General features: G+C 71.6%; 13 protein-coding genes, 1 tRNA gene and 1 pseudogene. 8 read left to right on the plus strand and 7 right to left on the minus strand.

Going from position 1 to position 13,497, the window contains the following annotated elements:
• Positions 1-365 precede the first annotated feature (365 nt).
• Positions 366-707, minus strand: a pseudogene (locus tag OG946_RS15965) (ATP-binding cassette domain-containing protein); the annotation flags it as partial.
• A gap of 421 nt (positions 708-1,128) precedes the next feature.
• Between OG946_RS15965 and OG946_RS15970 the strand changes: the two are divergent.
• Positions 1,129-1,803 (plus strand): Crp/Fnr family transcriptional regulator, encoded by a 675-nt coding sequence (locus tag OG946_RS15970; RefSeq protein ID WP_018835840.1) that lies wholly within the window; start codon positions 1,129-1,131, stop codon positions 1,801-1,803.
• 114 nt (positions 1,804-1,917) lie between these two features.
• Here the strand turns inward: OG946_RS15970 and OG946_RS15975 are convergent, their stop codons facing one another.
• The 4 genes from OG946_RS15975 to OG946_RS15990 form a co-directional block, all read right to left on the minus strand.
• Positions 1,918-2,751: an MBL fold metallo-hydrolase gene (locus OG946_RS15975; protein WP_326796777.1), complete on the minus strand. Its 834-nt coding sequence runs from the start codon at positions 2,749-2,751 to the stop codon at positions 1,918-1,920.
• Between the two features lie 34 nt (positions 2,752-2,785).
• Entirely contained in the window at positions 2,786-3,667 is an 882-nt protein-coding gene (locus OG946_RS15980; RefSeq protein ID WP_326800268.1) for an NUDIX hydrolase, read from the minus strand.
• Between the two features lie 145 nt (positions 3,668-3,812).
• On the minus strand, positions 3,813-4,280 hold the full coding sequence (locus tag OG946_RS15985; protein WP_326796778.1) for a RidA family protein: 468 nt from the start codon (positions 4,278-4,280) through the stop codon (positions 3,813-3,815).
• Positions 4,280-4,435: a DUF4177 domain-containing protein gene (locus tag OG946_RS15990; protein ID WP_123060262.1), complete on the minus strand. Its 156-nt coding sequence runs from the start codon at positions 4,433-4,435 to the stop codon at positions 4,280-4,282. Before OG946_RS15990 ends, OG946_RS15985 begins: the two co-directional genes overlap by 1 nt.
• 96 nt (positions 4,436-4,531) lie before the next feature.
• Here OG946_RS15990 and OG946_RS15995 point away from each other — a divergent pair, with 96 nt between their 5' ends.
• Both OG946_RS15995 and OG946_RS16000 read left to right on the plus strand, forming a co-directional pair.
• On the plus strand, positions 4,532-5,515 hold the full coding sequence (locus OG946_RS15995; protein WP_326796779.1) for an ArsA-related P-loop ATPase: 984 nt from the start codon (positions 4,532-4,534) through the stop codon (positions 5,513-5,515).
• A complete protein-coding gene (locus OG946_RS16000) occupies positions 5,512-6,744 on the plus strand; it encodes an ArsA family ATPase (RefSeq protein WP_326796780.1) in 1,233 nt (410 codons plus the stop codon). The genes OG946_RS15995 and OG946_RS16000 overlap by 4 nt, the downstream gene beginning before the upstream one ends.
• A gap of 183 nt (positions 6,745-6,927) precedes the next feature.
• Here the strand turns inward: OG946_RS16000 and OG946_RS16005 are convergent, their stop codons facing one another.
• Positions 6,928-7,284 carry a WhiB family transcriptional regulator gene (locus OG946_RS16005; RefSeq protein WP_018841321.1) on the minus strand — a complete coding sequence of 119 codons (357 nt, stop codon included), beginning with the start codon at positions 7,282-7,284 and terminating at the stop codon, positions 6,928-6,930.
• A 385-nt stretch (positions 7,285-7,669) separates the two neighbouring features.
• Here OG946_RS16005 and OG946_RS16010 point away from each other — a divergent pair, with 385 nt between their 5' ends.
• Positions 7,670-9,946: a transglycosylase domain-containing protein gene (locus tag OG946_RS16010; RefSeq protein WP_326796781.1), complete on the plus strand. Its 2,277-nt coding sequence runs from the start codon at positions 7,670-7,672 to the stop codon at positions 9,944-9,946.
• 67 nt (positions 9,947-10,013) lie between these two features.
• Here OG946_RS16010 and OG946_RS16015 read toward each other — a convergent pair whose 3' ends face one another.
• Positions 10,014-10,481 carry a GatB/YqeY domain-containing protein gene (locus OG946_RS16015; protein WP_326796782.1) on the minus strand — a complete coding sequence of 156 codons (468 nt, stop codon included), beginning with the start codon at positions 10,479-10,481 and terminating at the stop codon, positions 10,014-10,016.
• 94 nt (positions 10,482-10,575) lie between these two features.
• On the opposite strand from OG946_RS16015, the gene OG946_RS16020 reads away from it, so the two are divergent.
• The 4 genes from OG946_RS16020 to OG946_RS16035 all read left to right on the plus strand — a co-directional run bounded on the left by OG946_RS16020 (position 10,576) and on the right by OG946_RS16035 (position 13,476).
• Entirely contained in the window at positions 10,576-11,547 is a 972-nt protein-coding gene (locus OG946_RS16020; protein ID WP_326796783.1) for a metallophosphoesterase, read from the plus strand.
• 12 nt (positions 11,548-11,559) lie between these two features.
• Positions 11,560-11,633 (plus strand) — tRNA-Pro (locus OG946_RS16025).
• A gap of 243 nt (positions 11,634-11,876) precedes the next feature.
• A complete protein-coding gene (locus OG946_RS16030; protein WP_326796784.1) occupies positions 11,877-12,557 on the plus strand; it encodes a DUF488 family protein, N3 subclade in 681 nt (226 codons plus the stop codon).
• 88 nt (positions 12,558-12,645) lie between these two features.
• On the plus strand, positions 12,646-13,476 hold the full coding sequence (locus OG946_RS16035) for a hypothetical protein (RefSeq protein WP_326796785.1): 831 nt from the start codon (positions 12,646-12,648) through the stop codon (positions 13,474-13,476).
• The last annotated feature ends 21 nt before the right edge of the window (positions 13,477-13,497 follow it).

A 13,497-nucleotide genomic window follows, 5' to 3' on the forward strand; every position in this document is an offset into this window, starting at 1 on the left:
CGGCACCGAACCAGAACCGGCGGCCCTGGAGGAGCTGACGGCGCTGGCCGCGCGGGTCGATCCGGTGGGCGGGCATCCGATGCTGGCGGTGCTGGAGCCGGGCATCGCGGTGTTCACGGACGACGACGAGCGCGGGCCCGGGCCCGCGGCGCCGCCCTCAAGCAGGGCGACGCCATCGAACTGCTCCGCACGTACCTGGCCGACGCCCCGGACCCCGCTCCGGACCCCGCCGCGGAACCGGCCGCCGAAGACCCCGGCCCCGCTCCCGGCTCCCCCTAGGTGCGCCGCAGATAGGCCCGTACCGCCAGCGGGAAGAACACCGCGAACACCCCCGCGCTCCACAGCACCGACTCCAGCACCGGCCCCGCCCGGGCGGCGGCGGCGCGCATGTCGAGGAGCCGCCCGATGAGCACGAGGTTCTCGGTGCCGGTCAGGTCCTCGTCCACGGAGGCGTACTGGCCGGTGAGCCCGATGAGCCGGCGCACCTCGCCGGCGTCGCGGACGACGTCGAGGCCGCCGGCGGTCGCCGTGCCCTCGTCGGGGCGGAGGAGGGTGGCGAGGATGCGTACGGCGGTGGTCTTGCCGGCGCCGTTGGGGCCGAGGACGCCGAGGACGGTGCCCTGCCGGGCCGCGAGGTCGATGCCGGCCAGCGCGGTGGTCGCGCCGAACCGTTTGACCAGGCCCTCGGCCCTGAATGCGTAGGTCATGCGGGTGTCTCCTTCTCGGTCTGCGGGAAGGAGCGTGCCGAGGGCCGCTGGCACGGCGCGCACAGGACACTGTCATGGCGGCGCTATGTCCGTTTTATCGGATTGCAGGAGGTGCGTTCGCTGAGAGCGGAATAGGGCCGTACGGGTCAACCCACGCGTCACGCACGACGGCGCCCCGACCGGCTCGTTGAGCGCCCGCCCGGGCCTCCGCCCGCAACCACGCGCCCCCGCGCAACCCCCGAGCGCCCGCTGCTGAGCACCGGAAAAGTGCCGCCAATCGGACCCCTGGGCTACGGTTCACGCTGCGGTACGTCAAACTTGTGACTGATCGCACTGTTTTACTGTCCGGCATCATGGAAAACGACGGGCCGACCGAGCAACGGCCCGCGGTCGCCCGGGCACCCCGACAAGGAGAGAACTCGTGGACGACGTTCTGCGGCGCGCGCCCCTCTTCGCCGCGCTCGACGACGAGCAGGCTGCGGAGCTGCGTGCCTCCATGACCGAGGCGACGCTGTCGCGCGGTGACGCGCTCTTCCACGAGGGCGAGCCCGGCGACCGGCTGTACGTCGTCACCGAGGGCAAGGTGAAGCTCCACCGCACCTCCCCGGACGGACGCGAGAACATGCTGGCCGTGCTCGGCCCCGGCGAGCTGATCGGCGAGCTGTCCCTGTTCGACCCGGGCCCCCGCACGGCCACCGCCTCGGCGCTGACCGAGGTCAAGCTGCTCGGCCTCGGCCACGGCGACCTCCAGCCCTGGCTGAACGCCCGCCCCGAGGTCGCCTCCGCGCTGCTGCGGGCGGTCGCCCGCCGGCTGCGGCGCACCAACGATCAGATGTCCGACCTGGTCTTCTCCGACGTCCCTGGCCGCGTCGCCCGCGCCCTGCTGGACCTCTCGCGGCGCTTCGGCGTGCCGGGGGACGAGGGCATCCACGTCGTGCACGACCTGACGCAGGAGGAGCTGGCCCAGCTCGTCGGCGCCTCCCGGGAGACGGTCAACAAGGCGCTGGCGGACTTCGCCAGCCGCGGCTGGCTGCGCCTGGAGGCGCGGGCCGTGATCCTGCTGGACGTGGAGCGCCTGGCGAAGCGCTCGCGCTGACCCCGAGCCGGCACCGCTTCACGGACCGCCGCCGCACCGACGTGGCCGCGCCACGGACGTGACCGCGCCACCGACCTGACCGCGCCACCGACGCGACCGGGCCGGTGCGCCCGGCTACGTGATCAGGCCGTGCTCCTTCAGGTACTCAAGCTGGGCCCGCACCGACAGCTCCGCCGCGGGCCACAGCGTCCGGTCCACGTCCGCGTACACGTGCGCCACCACGTCCGCCGCCGTGCGGTGCCCGTTCTCGACCGCCGTCTCGACCTGCGCCAGCCGCGTCGCGCGGTGTGCCAGGTAGAACTCCACCGCGCCCTGGGCGTCCTCCAGCACCGGCCCGTGGCCCGGCAGCACCGTCGAGACGCCGTCGTCCACGGTCAGGGACCGCAGCCGGCGCAGCGAGTCGAGATAGTCGCCGAGCCGGCCGTCCGGATGGGCGACCATCGTCGTGCCGCGGCCGAGGATCGTGTCACCGGTGAGCACGGCGTCGTCGGCCGGCAGGTGGAAGCAGAGCGAGTCCGCCGTGTGCCCCGGCGTAGGCACGACCCGCAGCTCCAGCCCGCCGACGGATATCACGTCCCCCGCGGCCAGCCCCTCGTCGCCGAGGCGCAGCGCCGGGTCCAGGGCCCGCACCTTCGTCCCGGTCAGCTCCGCGAAGCGGACCGCGCCCTCGGCGTGGTCCGCGTGCCCGTGGGTGAGCAGCGTGAGCGCCACCCGCAGGCCCGCCCGGTCCGCGGTGTCCACGACCGCCGCCAGATGGCCCTCGTCCAGCGGCCCGGGGTCGATCACCACGGCCCGCGCGGAGTCCGGCTCGGCGACGATCCACGTATTCGTACCGTCGAGGGTCATGGGCGAGGCGTTGGGCGCCAGCACGCACGTCGCACGGGCGGTGGCCGGCCCACTGAGCACCCCGCCGCGCGGCTGCCCGGGCAGCGCCGCCGCGTCCGTCACACGACCACCCCCGCCGTCCCCGGCGCCGCCGCCCTCATGACGGCAGCCTCCGCGTGAACTCTTCGTGCCCCGGAGCGCTCAGCACGACGTCGTCCCCCTCCATCCGCGCCTTCACCAGCACCGCCGACAGATCCCGCTCCCCGGCCGCGCCCAGCGCCTCGGCCGCCGACCCGTACTCCCGCAGCCCGCGCAGCATCGAGATCGTCGGCGGCAGCATCACCAGCTCGCCCCGCTCGTACCCCTCGGCCGCCTCGGCGGGCCTGACCCACTCCGCGCGGTCGGCCTCCGTCGAGGCGTTCCGCGTGCGCTGTCCCTCGGGGAGGGCGGCGACGAAGAACCACGTGTCATACCGCCGGGTCTCGAACTCCGGGGTTATCCAGCGCGCCCAGGCGCCGAGCAGATCGGTCCGTACGACCAGTCCGCGGCGGGCCAGGAAGCCGGCGAAGCCCAGCTCGCGGGCGACCAGCGCCGCACGGTCCGCCTCCCAGCCCGCCCCCGTGGTGTCCGCCACGACCTCCGCCGCCGAGGCCCCGGCCAGCAGCACCCCGGCCTCCTCGAACGTCTCCCGCACCGCCGCGCAGACCACCGCCTGCGCCTCCGGCTCGGCCACCCCCAGCCGCGCCGCCCACTGCGCCGGAGACGGCCCGGCCCAGGCCGCCGCGGACAGCGGGCGCTCGTCGCGCGGGTCGACGCCGCCGCCCGGATACGCGTACGCACCCGCGGCGAAGGGCATGGAGGTCTTTCTCCGCAGCATGTACACCCACGGGCCGTCGGGGGCCGTGCCGCGCAGCAGCAGCACCGTCGCCGCGCGGCGCGGCGTGACGGGCGTCAACTCGCCGCGGGCGAGCGCACGGATGCGCTCGGCGGGCGGAATCCACCGGGGCTGCGCTCCGCTCGCGGCGTTCGCGGCGTTCATTTCGGACATGACCGGGAGCCTACGGGCTGCCGAGGCCATGTTCGAGTGGGCAATCCCAGCCTGTGGACAACTGCCGGTATGTGGATAACTCCGGGCCTGCCGGCCCCCGTACCCGCCCCGGACGAGCGCCCGGGGCGGCAGCCCCCTACTCGGCCAGCTCCGCCTGGAACTCGATCTCCACGGGCGCGTCCAGCGGCAGCACCGCCACCCCCACCGCGCTCCGCGCGTGCACGCCGGCCTCGCCCAGCACCTGGCCCAGCAGTTCGCTCGCCCCGTTGACCACACCCGGCTGCGCCGTGAAGTCCGGTGCCGAGGCGACGAAGCCGACGACCTTCAGCACCCGTACGACCCGGTCGAGGTCCCCGGCTACGGACTTGATCGCCGCGAGCCCGTTCAGCGCACACCGCGCGGCCAGCTCCCTGGCCTCCTCCGGCGTGACCTCCGCCCCGACCTTCCCGGTCAGCGGAAGCGTGCCGTCGACCATCGGGAGCTGCCCGGCGGTGAACACGTACGGCCCGCTGCGCACCGCGGGCACGTACGACGCCAGCGGCGGCACCACCTCGGGCAGGCTGAGCCCCAGCTCCGCGAGCTTCCCCTCGACCCGCCCCGCCATCAGCTCTTTTCCCGCTTCAGATACGCCACGAGCTGCTCGGAGTTCGGCCCGGGCACGACCTGGACCAGCTCCCAGCCGTCCTCGCCCCACTGGTCCAGGATCTGCTTGGTGGCGTGTACGAGCAGCGGCACGGTCGCGTATTCCCACTTCGTCATGGGCCAGACTTTAGCCCGCCCCGACTGGCCCCCGCTTGGGGCCGCCGGGCGGAGGCGGTCTGCTGAGTCGCGCGGCGAGGAATTAGGCTCGCGGACATGAGCGGGCTCCAGAGGCTGCACGTGGTGACCGGCAAGGGCGGGACCGGCAAGACGACCGTGGCCGCCGCCCTGGCGCTGGCACTGGCCGCCGACGGCAGGCGCACCCTGCTCGTCGAGGTGGAGGGTCGGCAGGGCATCGCCCAGCTCTTCGAGACCGAGCCGCTGCCGTACGGCGAGCGGCGCATCGCCTCGGCGCCGGGCGGCGGCGACGTGTACGCGCTCGCCATCGACGCCGAGCAGGCCCTGCTGGACTACCTGCAGATGTTCTACCGGATGGGCAGCGCGGGACGGGCACTCCGCCGGCTCGGCGCCATCGACTTCGTCACCACCATCGCCCCGGGCCTGCGCGACGTCCTGCTCACCGGCAAGGCGTGCGAGGCCGCCCGCCGCCAGGACAAGCACGGGCGGCACGTGTACGACGCGGTGGTCATGGACGCCCCGCCGACCGGCCGCATCACGCGCTTCCTTGGCGTCAACGCCGAGGTCGCCGGGCTGGCCAAGGCCGGGCCCATCCACAACCACGCCCGTTCCGTGATGCGGGTGCTGACCTCGGCCCGCACCGCCGTGCACCTGGTCACCCTCCTTGAGGACATGCCCGTGCAGGAGACCGTCGACGGCGTCGCCGAGCTGCGCGAGGCCGGGCTGCAGGTCGGCGCCGCGGTGATCAACATGGTGCGCCCCGCGCTCGTGGACGAGGCGGAGCTGGAACGGGCCGCAGCCGACCCCGCCGCCCTCGCCGCCGCGCTGTCCGCCGCCGGGCTGGGCGGCGCGAGCCGGGGCGCGCGGGCGGAGCGGCTGGTCGCGCCGCTGCTGCGGCAGGCGCGCGAGCATACGGAGCGGCTCGCCCTGGAACGTACGCAACGGGCCGCGCTGGCGCGGCTGGAGCTGCCGCAGTACGAACTGCCGCTGCTCACCGAGGGAGTGGATCTGGCCGGCCTCTACCGGCTGTCCGGCGAGCTGGGAAAGCAGTGGCCCCTATGAGCCTCGACACCGCCCCCCGGCTGGACGCCGACGGGCTCCTCGACGACCCGCAGACCCGCATCGTCGTCTGCTGCGGCGCCGGCGGCGTCGGCAAGACGACGACGGCCGCCGCCCTCGGCGTACGGGCCGCGGAGCGCGGCCGCCGCGTCGTGGTGCTCACCATCGACCCGGCGAAGCGGCTGGCGCAGTCCATGGGCATCGACGCCCTGGACAACAGCCCGCGGCGGGTCGACGGTGTGGAGGGACCCGGCGAGCTGTACGCCATGATGCTCGACATGAAGCGCACCTTCGACGAGATCGTCGAGGCGCACGCGGACGCGGACAGGGCCCGCGCCATCCTGGAGAACCCCTTCTACCAGTCGCTGTCGGCCGGCTTTGCCGGCACGCAGGAGTACATGGCGATGGAGAAGCTGGGCCAGTTGCGGGCCCGGGACTCCTGGGACCTGATCATCGTGGACACCCCGCCGAGCCGCTCCGCGCTGGACTTCCTGGACGCCCCGAAGCGGCTGGGCTCGTTCCTCGACGGGCGCTTCATCAGACTGCTGACCGCGCCGGCGAAGGCGGGCGGCCGGGCGGGGATGAAGTTCCTCAACGTGGGGATGTCGATGATGACGGGGACGCTCGGCAAGCTGCTGGGTGCCTCCCTGCTGCGCGACGTGCAGACGTTCGTCGCGGCGATGGACACGCTCTTCGGCGGCTTCCGTACGCGCGCGGAGGCGACGTACCGGCTGCTCCAGGCGCCGGGCACGGCCTTCCTGGTGGTGGCGACGCCGGAGCGGGACGCACTGCGGGAGGCGGCCTATTTTGTCGAACGCCTCGAAGCGGACCGGATGCCGCTGGCAGGACTGGTGCTCAACAGGGTGCACGAGAGCGACGCGGCGCAACTGAGCGCGGAGCGGGCGCTGGCGGCGGCCGAGGCGCTGGACGAGCGGGGCGTGGACGACGCTGGCTCCGGCGCGAAAGGCGCGGGGGCGGCGGATACGGGCAGCACTGGCGGCACAGACGGTACTGGCACAGAGGGCGCGGCGGATGCCGCGGCGCTGCTGCGGCTGCATGCCGAACGGATGCAGGTGCTGGCGCACGAGCGCCGTACGCGCGACCGGTTCGCGGCGCTGCACCCGGAGGTGCCGGTGACTCAAGTCACCGCGCTGCCGGGGGATGTGCACGACCTCGCGGGGCTACGGGACGTGGCGGAGCGGCTGACGGCGCAGGAGGCGCCGGGCGCGTAGGCCGGAGCACGCGTGGGGAGCGTAGCCGGGGCGTACGGCGCGCGGGCCGCGCCCGGCCCGTAGCAACGGGCACAAGGGCAACGGGCGCAGGGGCTCAGGACGGGCTCACAGCGGGGCTTGCGGCGGACTCACGACGGGCACACAGCAGGCTCACGGCGGGGCCGAGGGCCCCGGAGCCCGGGGTCAGCCCGCGGCGACCGGCAGCTCCTCCGCCGCGCGCAGCGCGTCCTCGTGCAGGGCGCCTTCGTGCAGCGGCGTGCCCGCGCTCTCGTACTCCTCACGTGCCGTCTCCAGCAGTCTGCGCCATGACGTGACCGTCGGCCGGCGGCGCAGCAGCGCCCGCCGCTCGCGCTCCGTCATGCCGCCCCATACGCCGAACTCGACGCGGTTGTCGAGCGCGTCGGCGAGGCACTCGGTGCGCACCGGGCATCCGGTGCAGACCGCCTTGGCTCTGTTCTGTGCCGCGCCTTGCACGAACAGTTCGTCCGGATCGGCAGTGCGGCAGGCTGCCTGTGCGCTCCAGTCGGTAACCCAGCTCATGCTGGCGCCGTCCTCTCCCGAATTGAGGCTCCCCCACGGCGGCAAACGGCATATGCACCGTTGCCAGTTGAGGACGTTACGGAAGGAGTGCGGCAACGCAACACCCCCGTCAGGCCCAAAGTTGAATGGCCCGAACGGACTATGCGTACGCGGCAGATCACCCACCGGAGTGAGCCCTCCCAACCAAGGGCGATCCGGGCAAAGCGGGCAGTTCGCCGACTTGCCATCGGATCCCGGGCGTCACATGTCGTCAATTCGGTCAAGCCTCATCACCCACAGGAGTGAACCAACGGGCGAAGTAGACCGTGGCCGGTGGTGATGGCCGAAAACAGAGTAGGCGAACAGACGGGCGGCTGTCCGGGGAATCAGAAGTTAGGGTGGCCCCATGGCCTACAAGCGCCCGGGCGGCGGACTCACCGCCACGCAGCAAGCCGCGAAGTTCCTCGGCGTCAGCGTCCTCGCCGGCTCCGTACTCGCGGGCCTCGCGCTGCCCGCCGCCGGTCTGCTGGGTTTGACGGCCAAGGGCACGGTCGCGGAGTTCGACGACATCCCCGCGGACCTCAAGCGACCGCCGCTCAGCCAGAAGACCACCATCCTCGACCGCGAGGGCGGCCACCTGGCCGACGTCTATTCGCGCAACCGCACGGTCGTCAAGTTCGACGACATCGCGCCGGTGATGCGGCAGGCGATCGTCGCGATCGAGGACGAGCGGTTCTACGAGCACGGGGCCGTCGACCTCCAGGGCATCCTGCGCGCACTGAACAGCAACGCGCAGTCCGGCACAGTCTCCGAAGGCGCCTCCACGCTCACCCAGCAGTATGTGAAGAACCTCTTCGTCGAAGAGGCGGGCAACGACGCCCGGAAGGTCGCCGAGGCCACCCGGCAGACACTCGGGCGCAAGATCCAGGAGCTGAAGTACGCGATCCAGGTCGAGAAGGAGCTGACCAAGGACGAGATCCTGGAGAACTACCTGAACATCGCCTTCTTCGGCCAGCAGGCGTACGGCATCGAGGCCGCCGCCGAGCGCTACTTCAGCAAGTCCGCCGACAAGCTGACCCTCGCCGAGTCCGCGATGCTCGCCGGCATCGTGCAGTCCCCGAGCCGGTACGACCCGATCAACGACCCGGAAGCGGCGGAGAAGCGTCGCAACACCGTGCTGCGGCGCATGGCCGGCAACGACAACGTCACCCGGGCCGAGGCCGACAAGGCCATGAAGGAACCTCTGGGCCTCAAGATCAGCGAGCCGCGCAACGGGTGCATCACCGCGGTCAGCGGCGCCGCGTTCTTCTGCGACTACGTACGCGAAGTGCTGCTCGACGACAAGAGCTTCGGGAAGACGCCCGAGCAGCGGGTCAAGCGCTGGAACCGCGGCGGCCTGACCATCCGCACCACGCTCGACCCGGTGGCGCAGAAGTCCGCCAGCGAGTCGATCAAGAGCCACGTCTACCAGGACGACGCCGTCGCCACCGCCGTGACCATGGTGGAGCCCGGCACCGGCAAGATCCGCGCGATGGGGCAGTCCAGGCCGTACGGCTCGGGCAAGAACGAGTTGATGATCAACCTGTCCGTGGAGAAGTCCATGAACGGGTCCAACTTCGGCTTCCAGGTCGGCTCCACCTTCAAGCCGTTCACGGCCGCGGCGGCGCTGGAGAAGGGCGTACCGAACACGAAGGTGTACCCGTCGCCGAACGAGATGCCGTATCCGAGCCCGGTGGACACGTGCAAGTCCGGCGCGCCGTACGTCAACACCAGCGGCGAGGACGTCGCGAACGAGACGGAGGAGGAGGTCGGCCCGTACAGCATGCGCGAGGCCACCGCCAAGTCCATCAACACCTACTTCGTCGACCTCATCTCGGACATCGGCATCTGCCCGGTCAAGGAGCTGGCGGAGAGCATGGGCGTCCAGAGGGGCGACGGCAAGGAGCTGGAGGAGTCCCCCTCGCTCACGCTCGGCGGCCAGACCATCGCGCCGCTGGCGATGGCCAACGCGTACGCGACCTTCGCCAACCGCGGCGAGTACTGCACCCCGGTCGCCATCGAGTCGATCAAGGACGCGAAGGGCAAGAAGGTCCCGGTGCCGAAGACGCAGTGCAAGCGCGTCATGTCGGAGAAGACGGCCGGGACGATAAACACCCTGCTGTCGGGCGTCGTCGAGGACGGCACCGGCAAGGAGGCGGGGCTGACCGGGCGCGACAACGCGGGCAAGACCGGTACGACGGACGAGCGGAAGGCCGCCTGGTTCGTCGGCTACACCGCCGACCTCGCCGGCGCGGTGTGGGTCGGCGGGCCCCTGGACGACGTCTCCATGGAGAACATCCAGATCGGCCCCACGTACCACGCCCGCGTCTTCGGTGGCGCGGTCCCCGGCCCGATCTGGCGCGACGCCATGGACGGCGCCCTGGCGGGCAAGACATCGCCCGAGCTGTACAAGGTCCCGGTGCCGGTGGACCGCCCGGACAAGGGCAAGGGCGACGATGACGACGAGGACGACGAGGACAAGCCGGAGGACCCGCTGGGCGGCCTCCTCGGAGGCAGCAACGGCAACGGCGGCGGGAACGGCGGTGGCAACGGCGGCGGTGGCCCCGGCGGCACACTCGACGGGGGCACGCTGGACGGCGGCTGGTCGGACGGCGGGAACGGCGGCTGGCCGGACGGCACGTGACGGGGGGCCGGCCGCTGAGGCCGGAGAGCCCCCGTACCCCTGCCTCAGCTTTGGTGGCCGGAGACGGTCATCCCTGACCGAGGGCGCGCTTGACCGCGGCGGCCACGCGCCCGCCCTCGGCCCGCCCGGCGACCTTGGGGTTCACGATCTTCATCACGGCGCCCATGGCCCTCGGCCCCTCGGCCCCGCCCGCCTTCGCCTCGGCGACGGCCTCGTCGACCAGCGTGGCCAGCTCCTCGTCACCGAGCTGCTTCGGCAGGTAGTCCGCGAGCACCTCGCCCTCGGCGCGCTCCCGCTCGGCGGACTCCTGACGGCCGCCCTGCGCGAAAGCCTCCGCAGCCTCGCGCCGCTTCTTGGCCTCGCGGGTGATCACCTTCAGCACCTCGTCGTCGGAGAGCACGCGCGCCTCCTTGCCCGCGACCTCCTCCTTCGTGATCGCGGTGAGCGTCATACGGAGGGTGGCGGCGCGCAGCTCGTCCCGGCCCTTGATGGCGGCCGTGAGGTCGTCCTGCAGCTTCGACTTGAGCGTGGTCATGCCCGGAGTCTCCCATGCCGCGCCGTCAGCGCGCCGCCGCCGCGGGATCCGGCCCCTGGCCGCCTCCACCCCGCACCTCTGCGACGATAGGAGAATGCGCGCGCGATACGGAGTGCCCCTGGGTCTGGCCGCTCTCTCGGCCGGCAGCGTCGCCTACGCGGCCGTGGTCGAACCCCGCGCCTTCCGGGTCCGCCGGGTCACCGTCCCCGTACTGCCGGAAGGGATGCACCCGCTGCGCATCCTGCAGATCTCGGACATCCACATGGTCTCGGGCCAGCAGGCGAAGCGCCGCTGGCTGCAGTCGCTGGCGGGCCTGCGGCCCGACCTGGTGGTGAACACGGGCGACAACCTGTCGGACCCCGACGCGGTGCCGGAGCTGCTGGACGCGCTGGGCCCGCTGATGGAGTTCCCGGGGACGTACGTCTTCGGCTCGAACGACTACTACGCGCCGACGTTCCGGAACCCCGGCCGCTACCTGATCGAGAAGGCCCGTGGCATACACGGCCTCAACGGCCGCCACAGCCTCCGCCACAACGTCCCCCGCAACCCCTGGGAGGGCATGCGCGACGCCTTCGACGCGGCGGGCTGGGTGGGCCTGGACAACAGCCGCGGCCGGCTGAAGCTGGACAGCGGCGCGGTGCTGGGCCTGACGGGCCTGGACGACCCGCACATCAAGCACGACCGCTACACGGCGGTCGCCGGCGGCCCCGACCCGGACGCGGACTTCTCCCTCGCCCTGGTCCACGCCCCGTACCTACGCGTCCTCGACGCCTTCACCGCCGACGGCTACCCCCTGATCCTCGCCGGCCACACCCACGGCGGCCAGCTCTGCATCCCCTTCTACGGCGCCCTGGTGACCAACTGCGACCTGGACACCAACCGCGTCAAGGGCCTCTCCACCCACACCGCCGGCTCCCGCCGCTCCGCCCTCCACGTCTCCGCCGGCTGCGGCGCCAACCGCTACACCCCCTTCCGCTTCGCCTGCCCCCCGGAAGCCACCCTCCTCACCCTGACCCCCACCTCCGGAAACGGATTTCACCCGACCCGCCCGGGTGGGCTACAGTAGTGCTCGCAGTCACGGGGTGTGGCGCAGCTTGGCAGCGCGCTTCGTTCGGGACGAAGAGGTCGTGGGTTCAAATCCCGCCACCCCGACAGCAAAGCATCAGGTCAGGGGCTTGATCCGTTTGATGGATCGGGCCCCTGAGTGATTCCTGGAGATCGCTTGGGAGAGATCTGGGAGAAGATCTTGGTCGGCTTCTCCCGGGAGCAGTCTCCAGTGCCGCAGGAACAGCGGCGCTCACGCGCCCCGGGACCTGCGCAATCGCGAATCCAGGGCTCGTAGCCGACCAGGAACACCGCGGCGGGCCGCCCCAACGGTCGTGAGGAACACCGCACATGGCAGGTCATCGCTCAGCGCCTCCACGCGACCACGCCCGTGCGCTCGCCCGGCGGGTGCGGGCGTTGCGGGAGGACCGCGGGTGGTCGCGTGAACGACTGGCCAAGGAAGCGGGCATCGCCGTCGGGACGCTGGGCCGTCTGGAGAGCGAGGGGGCGATCCAGCCAGGTTTCTTCACCGTCGGCGCGGTGGCCGAGGCTCTTGCGGTGTCCCTCGATGATCTGTTCCACGCAGCCCAGGTCACGCCCGGTCTCTGGTCAGCCGGATACGAAGGACGCGACATCGACTCATTCGTCGCCGCGCTCATCGACAGCCATGTCAGCGTCGTGGCGGACGTGCGGCTCACCCCGATCAGCCGCAAGAAGGGCTTCAGCAAGACGCGCCTCAAGGAGGCCCTGGCCGAGGTCGGCATCGAGTACACACACCTACGTGGCCTGGGCAACCCGAAGGACAACCGAGAGCCCTTCTGGGACGGCCGCGTCGAAGTGGGTCAGGCACGCTTCCGCAGCCTTCTGCGGTCCGATGAAGCCCAGGCCGACCTTGACCGCCTTGCGGAGCACGCCCAAACATCGCGGGTCGCGGTGCTGTGCTTCGAGAAGGACGAGAGCCGCTGCCACCGACAGGTCGTCCTGGAGACGATCCGGAGCCGAGTCTCGGTCCCCCTGAACCCCCTGGCCTGACTTCGCCCCCGGCTTCCGCAGGCGCCCTTGCCAGCAGTACATGCCTCTCTTCCAATCGGATTGGGGAGACTGCTGGAGGGGGCACGCCATGGTGTCGTCGGCATTCGGGAAACGGCAGCGCGCACGGATCGTGATCACGGTCAAGACGTATCCGGAGCTGTCCAACAAGTACCGTGAGACAAGTTGCGTGGCAGGCATACGCCTGGACCGGGGCGAACCGCAGCACGTACGGCTCTTCCCGGTGCCCTTCCGGCTGCTGAGCGAGGATGCCCAGTTCTCCAAGTACTCGATCATCGAAGTCGACGTCGAACCACACCGCCCGGAGCGGGACTCCCGCCCGGAGAGTCTCCGACCCGACCTCGACACGTTGGAGATCGTCGGTGAGGTGCCGTCCGACGGCGGCTGGAAGGAGCGGTACAGGTACGTCGAGCCGCTGGTCGCTCCCTCCCTCTGCGCCATAAAGCGCGACCAGGAGAGTCGAGGAACATCCCTCGGCGTCTTCCGCCCCGCCGAGATCACCCGCTTCCGACTGGAGCCCGCCGAACCCTGGTCCGCTTCCAAAGCCGCTCTCGCCGACCAACTCGACCTGTTCGAGCAGGAACTGAACCCGCTGGACTGGGTACCGCTCGACCTCCGCTACAGCTTCCGCTGCACCGAAGACGACTGCCCGACCCACGACATGGCCCTGAAGGACTGGGAGGCCGGCCAGTCGTACCGCAAGTTCCTGCGCAAGTACGGCGAGCACGGAGTCCGTGATGCGCTGCACGAGCGCTGGTACACCCGGATGTGTGCCCCGAACAGGGCCGTCCACTTCTTCGTCGGCAACATCGCAGCCCACCCCAAAACCTTCATGCTGCTGGCCGTCTTCTACCCGGAGCGGAAGGTCATCGAATACGTGCAAGACAGTCTGTTCGGCTAGTGACGCGCACCAGCCGGGATT

Source organism: Streptomyces sp. NBC_01808 (assembly GCF_035917395.1).
Taxonomy (GTDB): Bacteria; Actinomycetota; Actinomycetes; order Streptomycetales; family Streptomycetaceae; genus Streptomyces.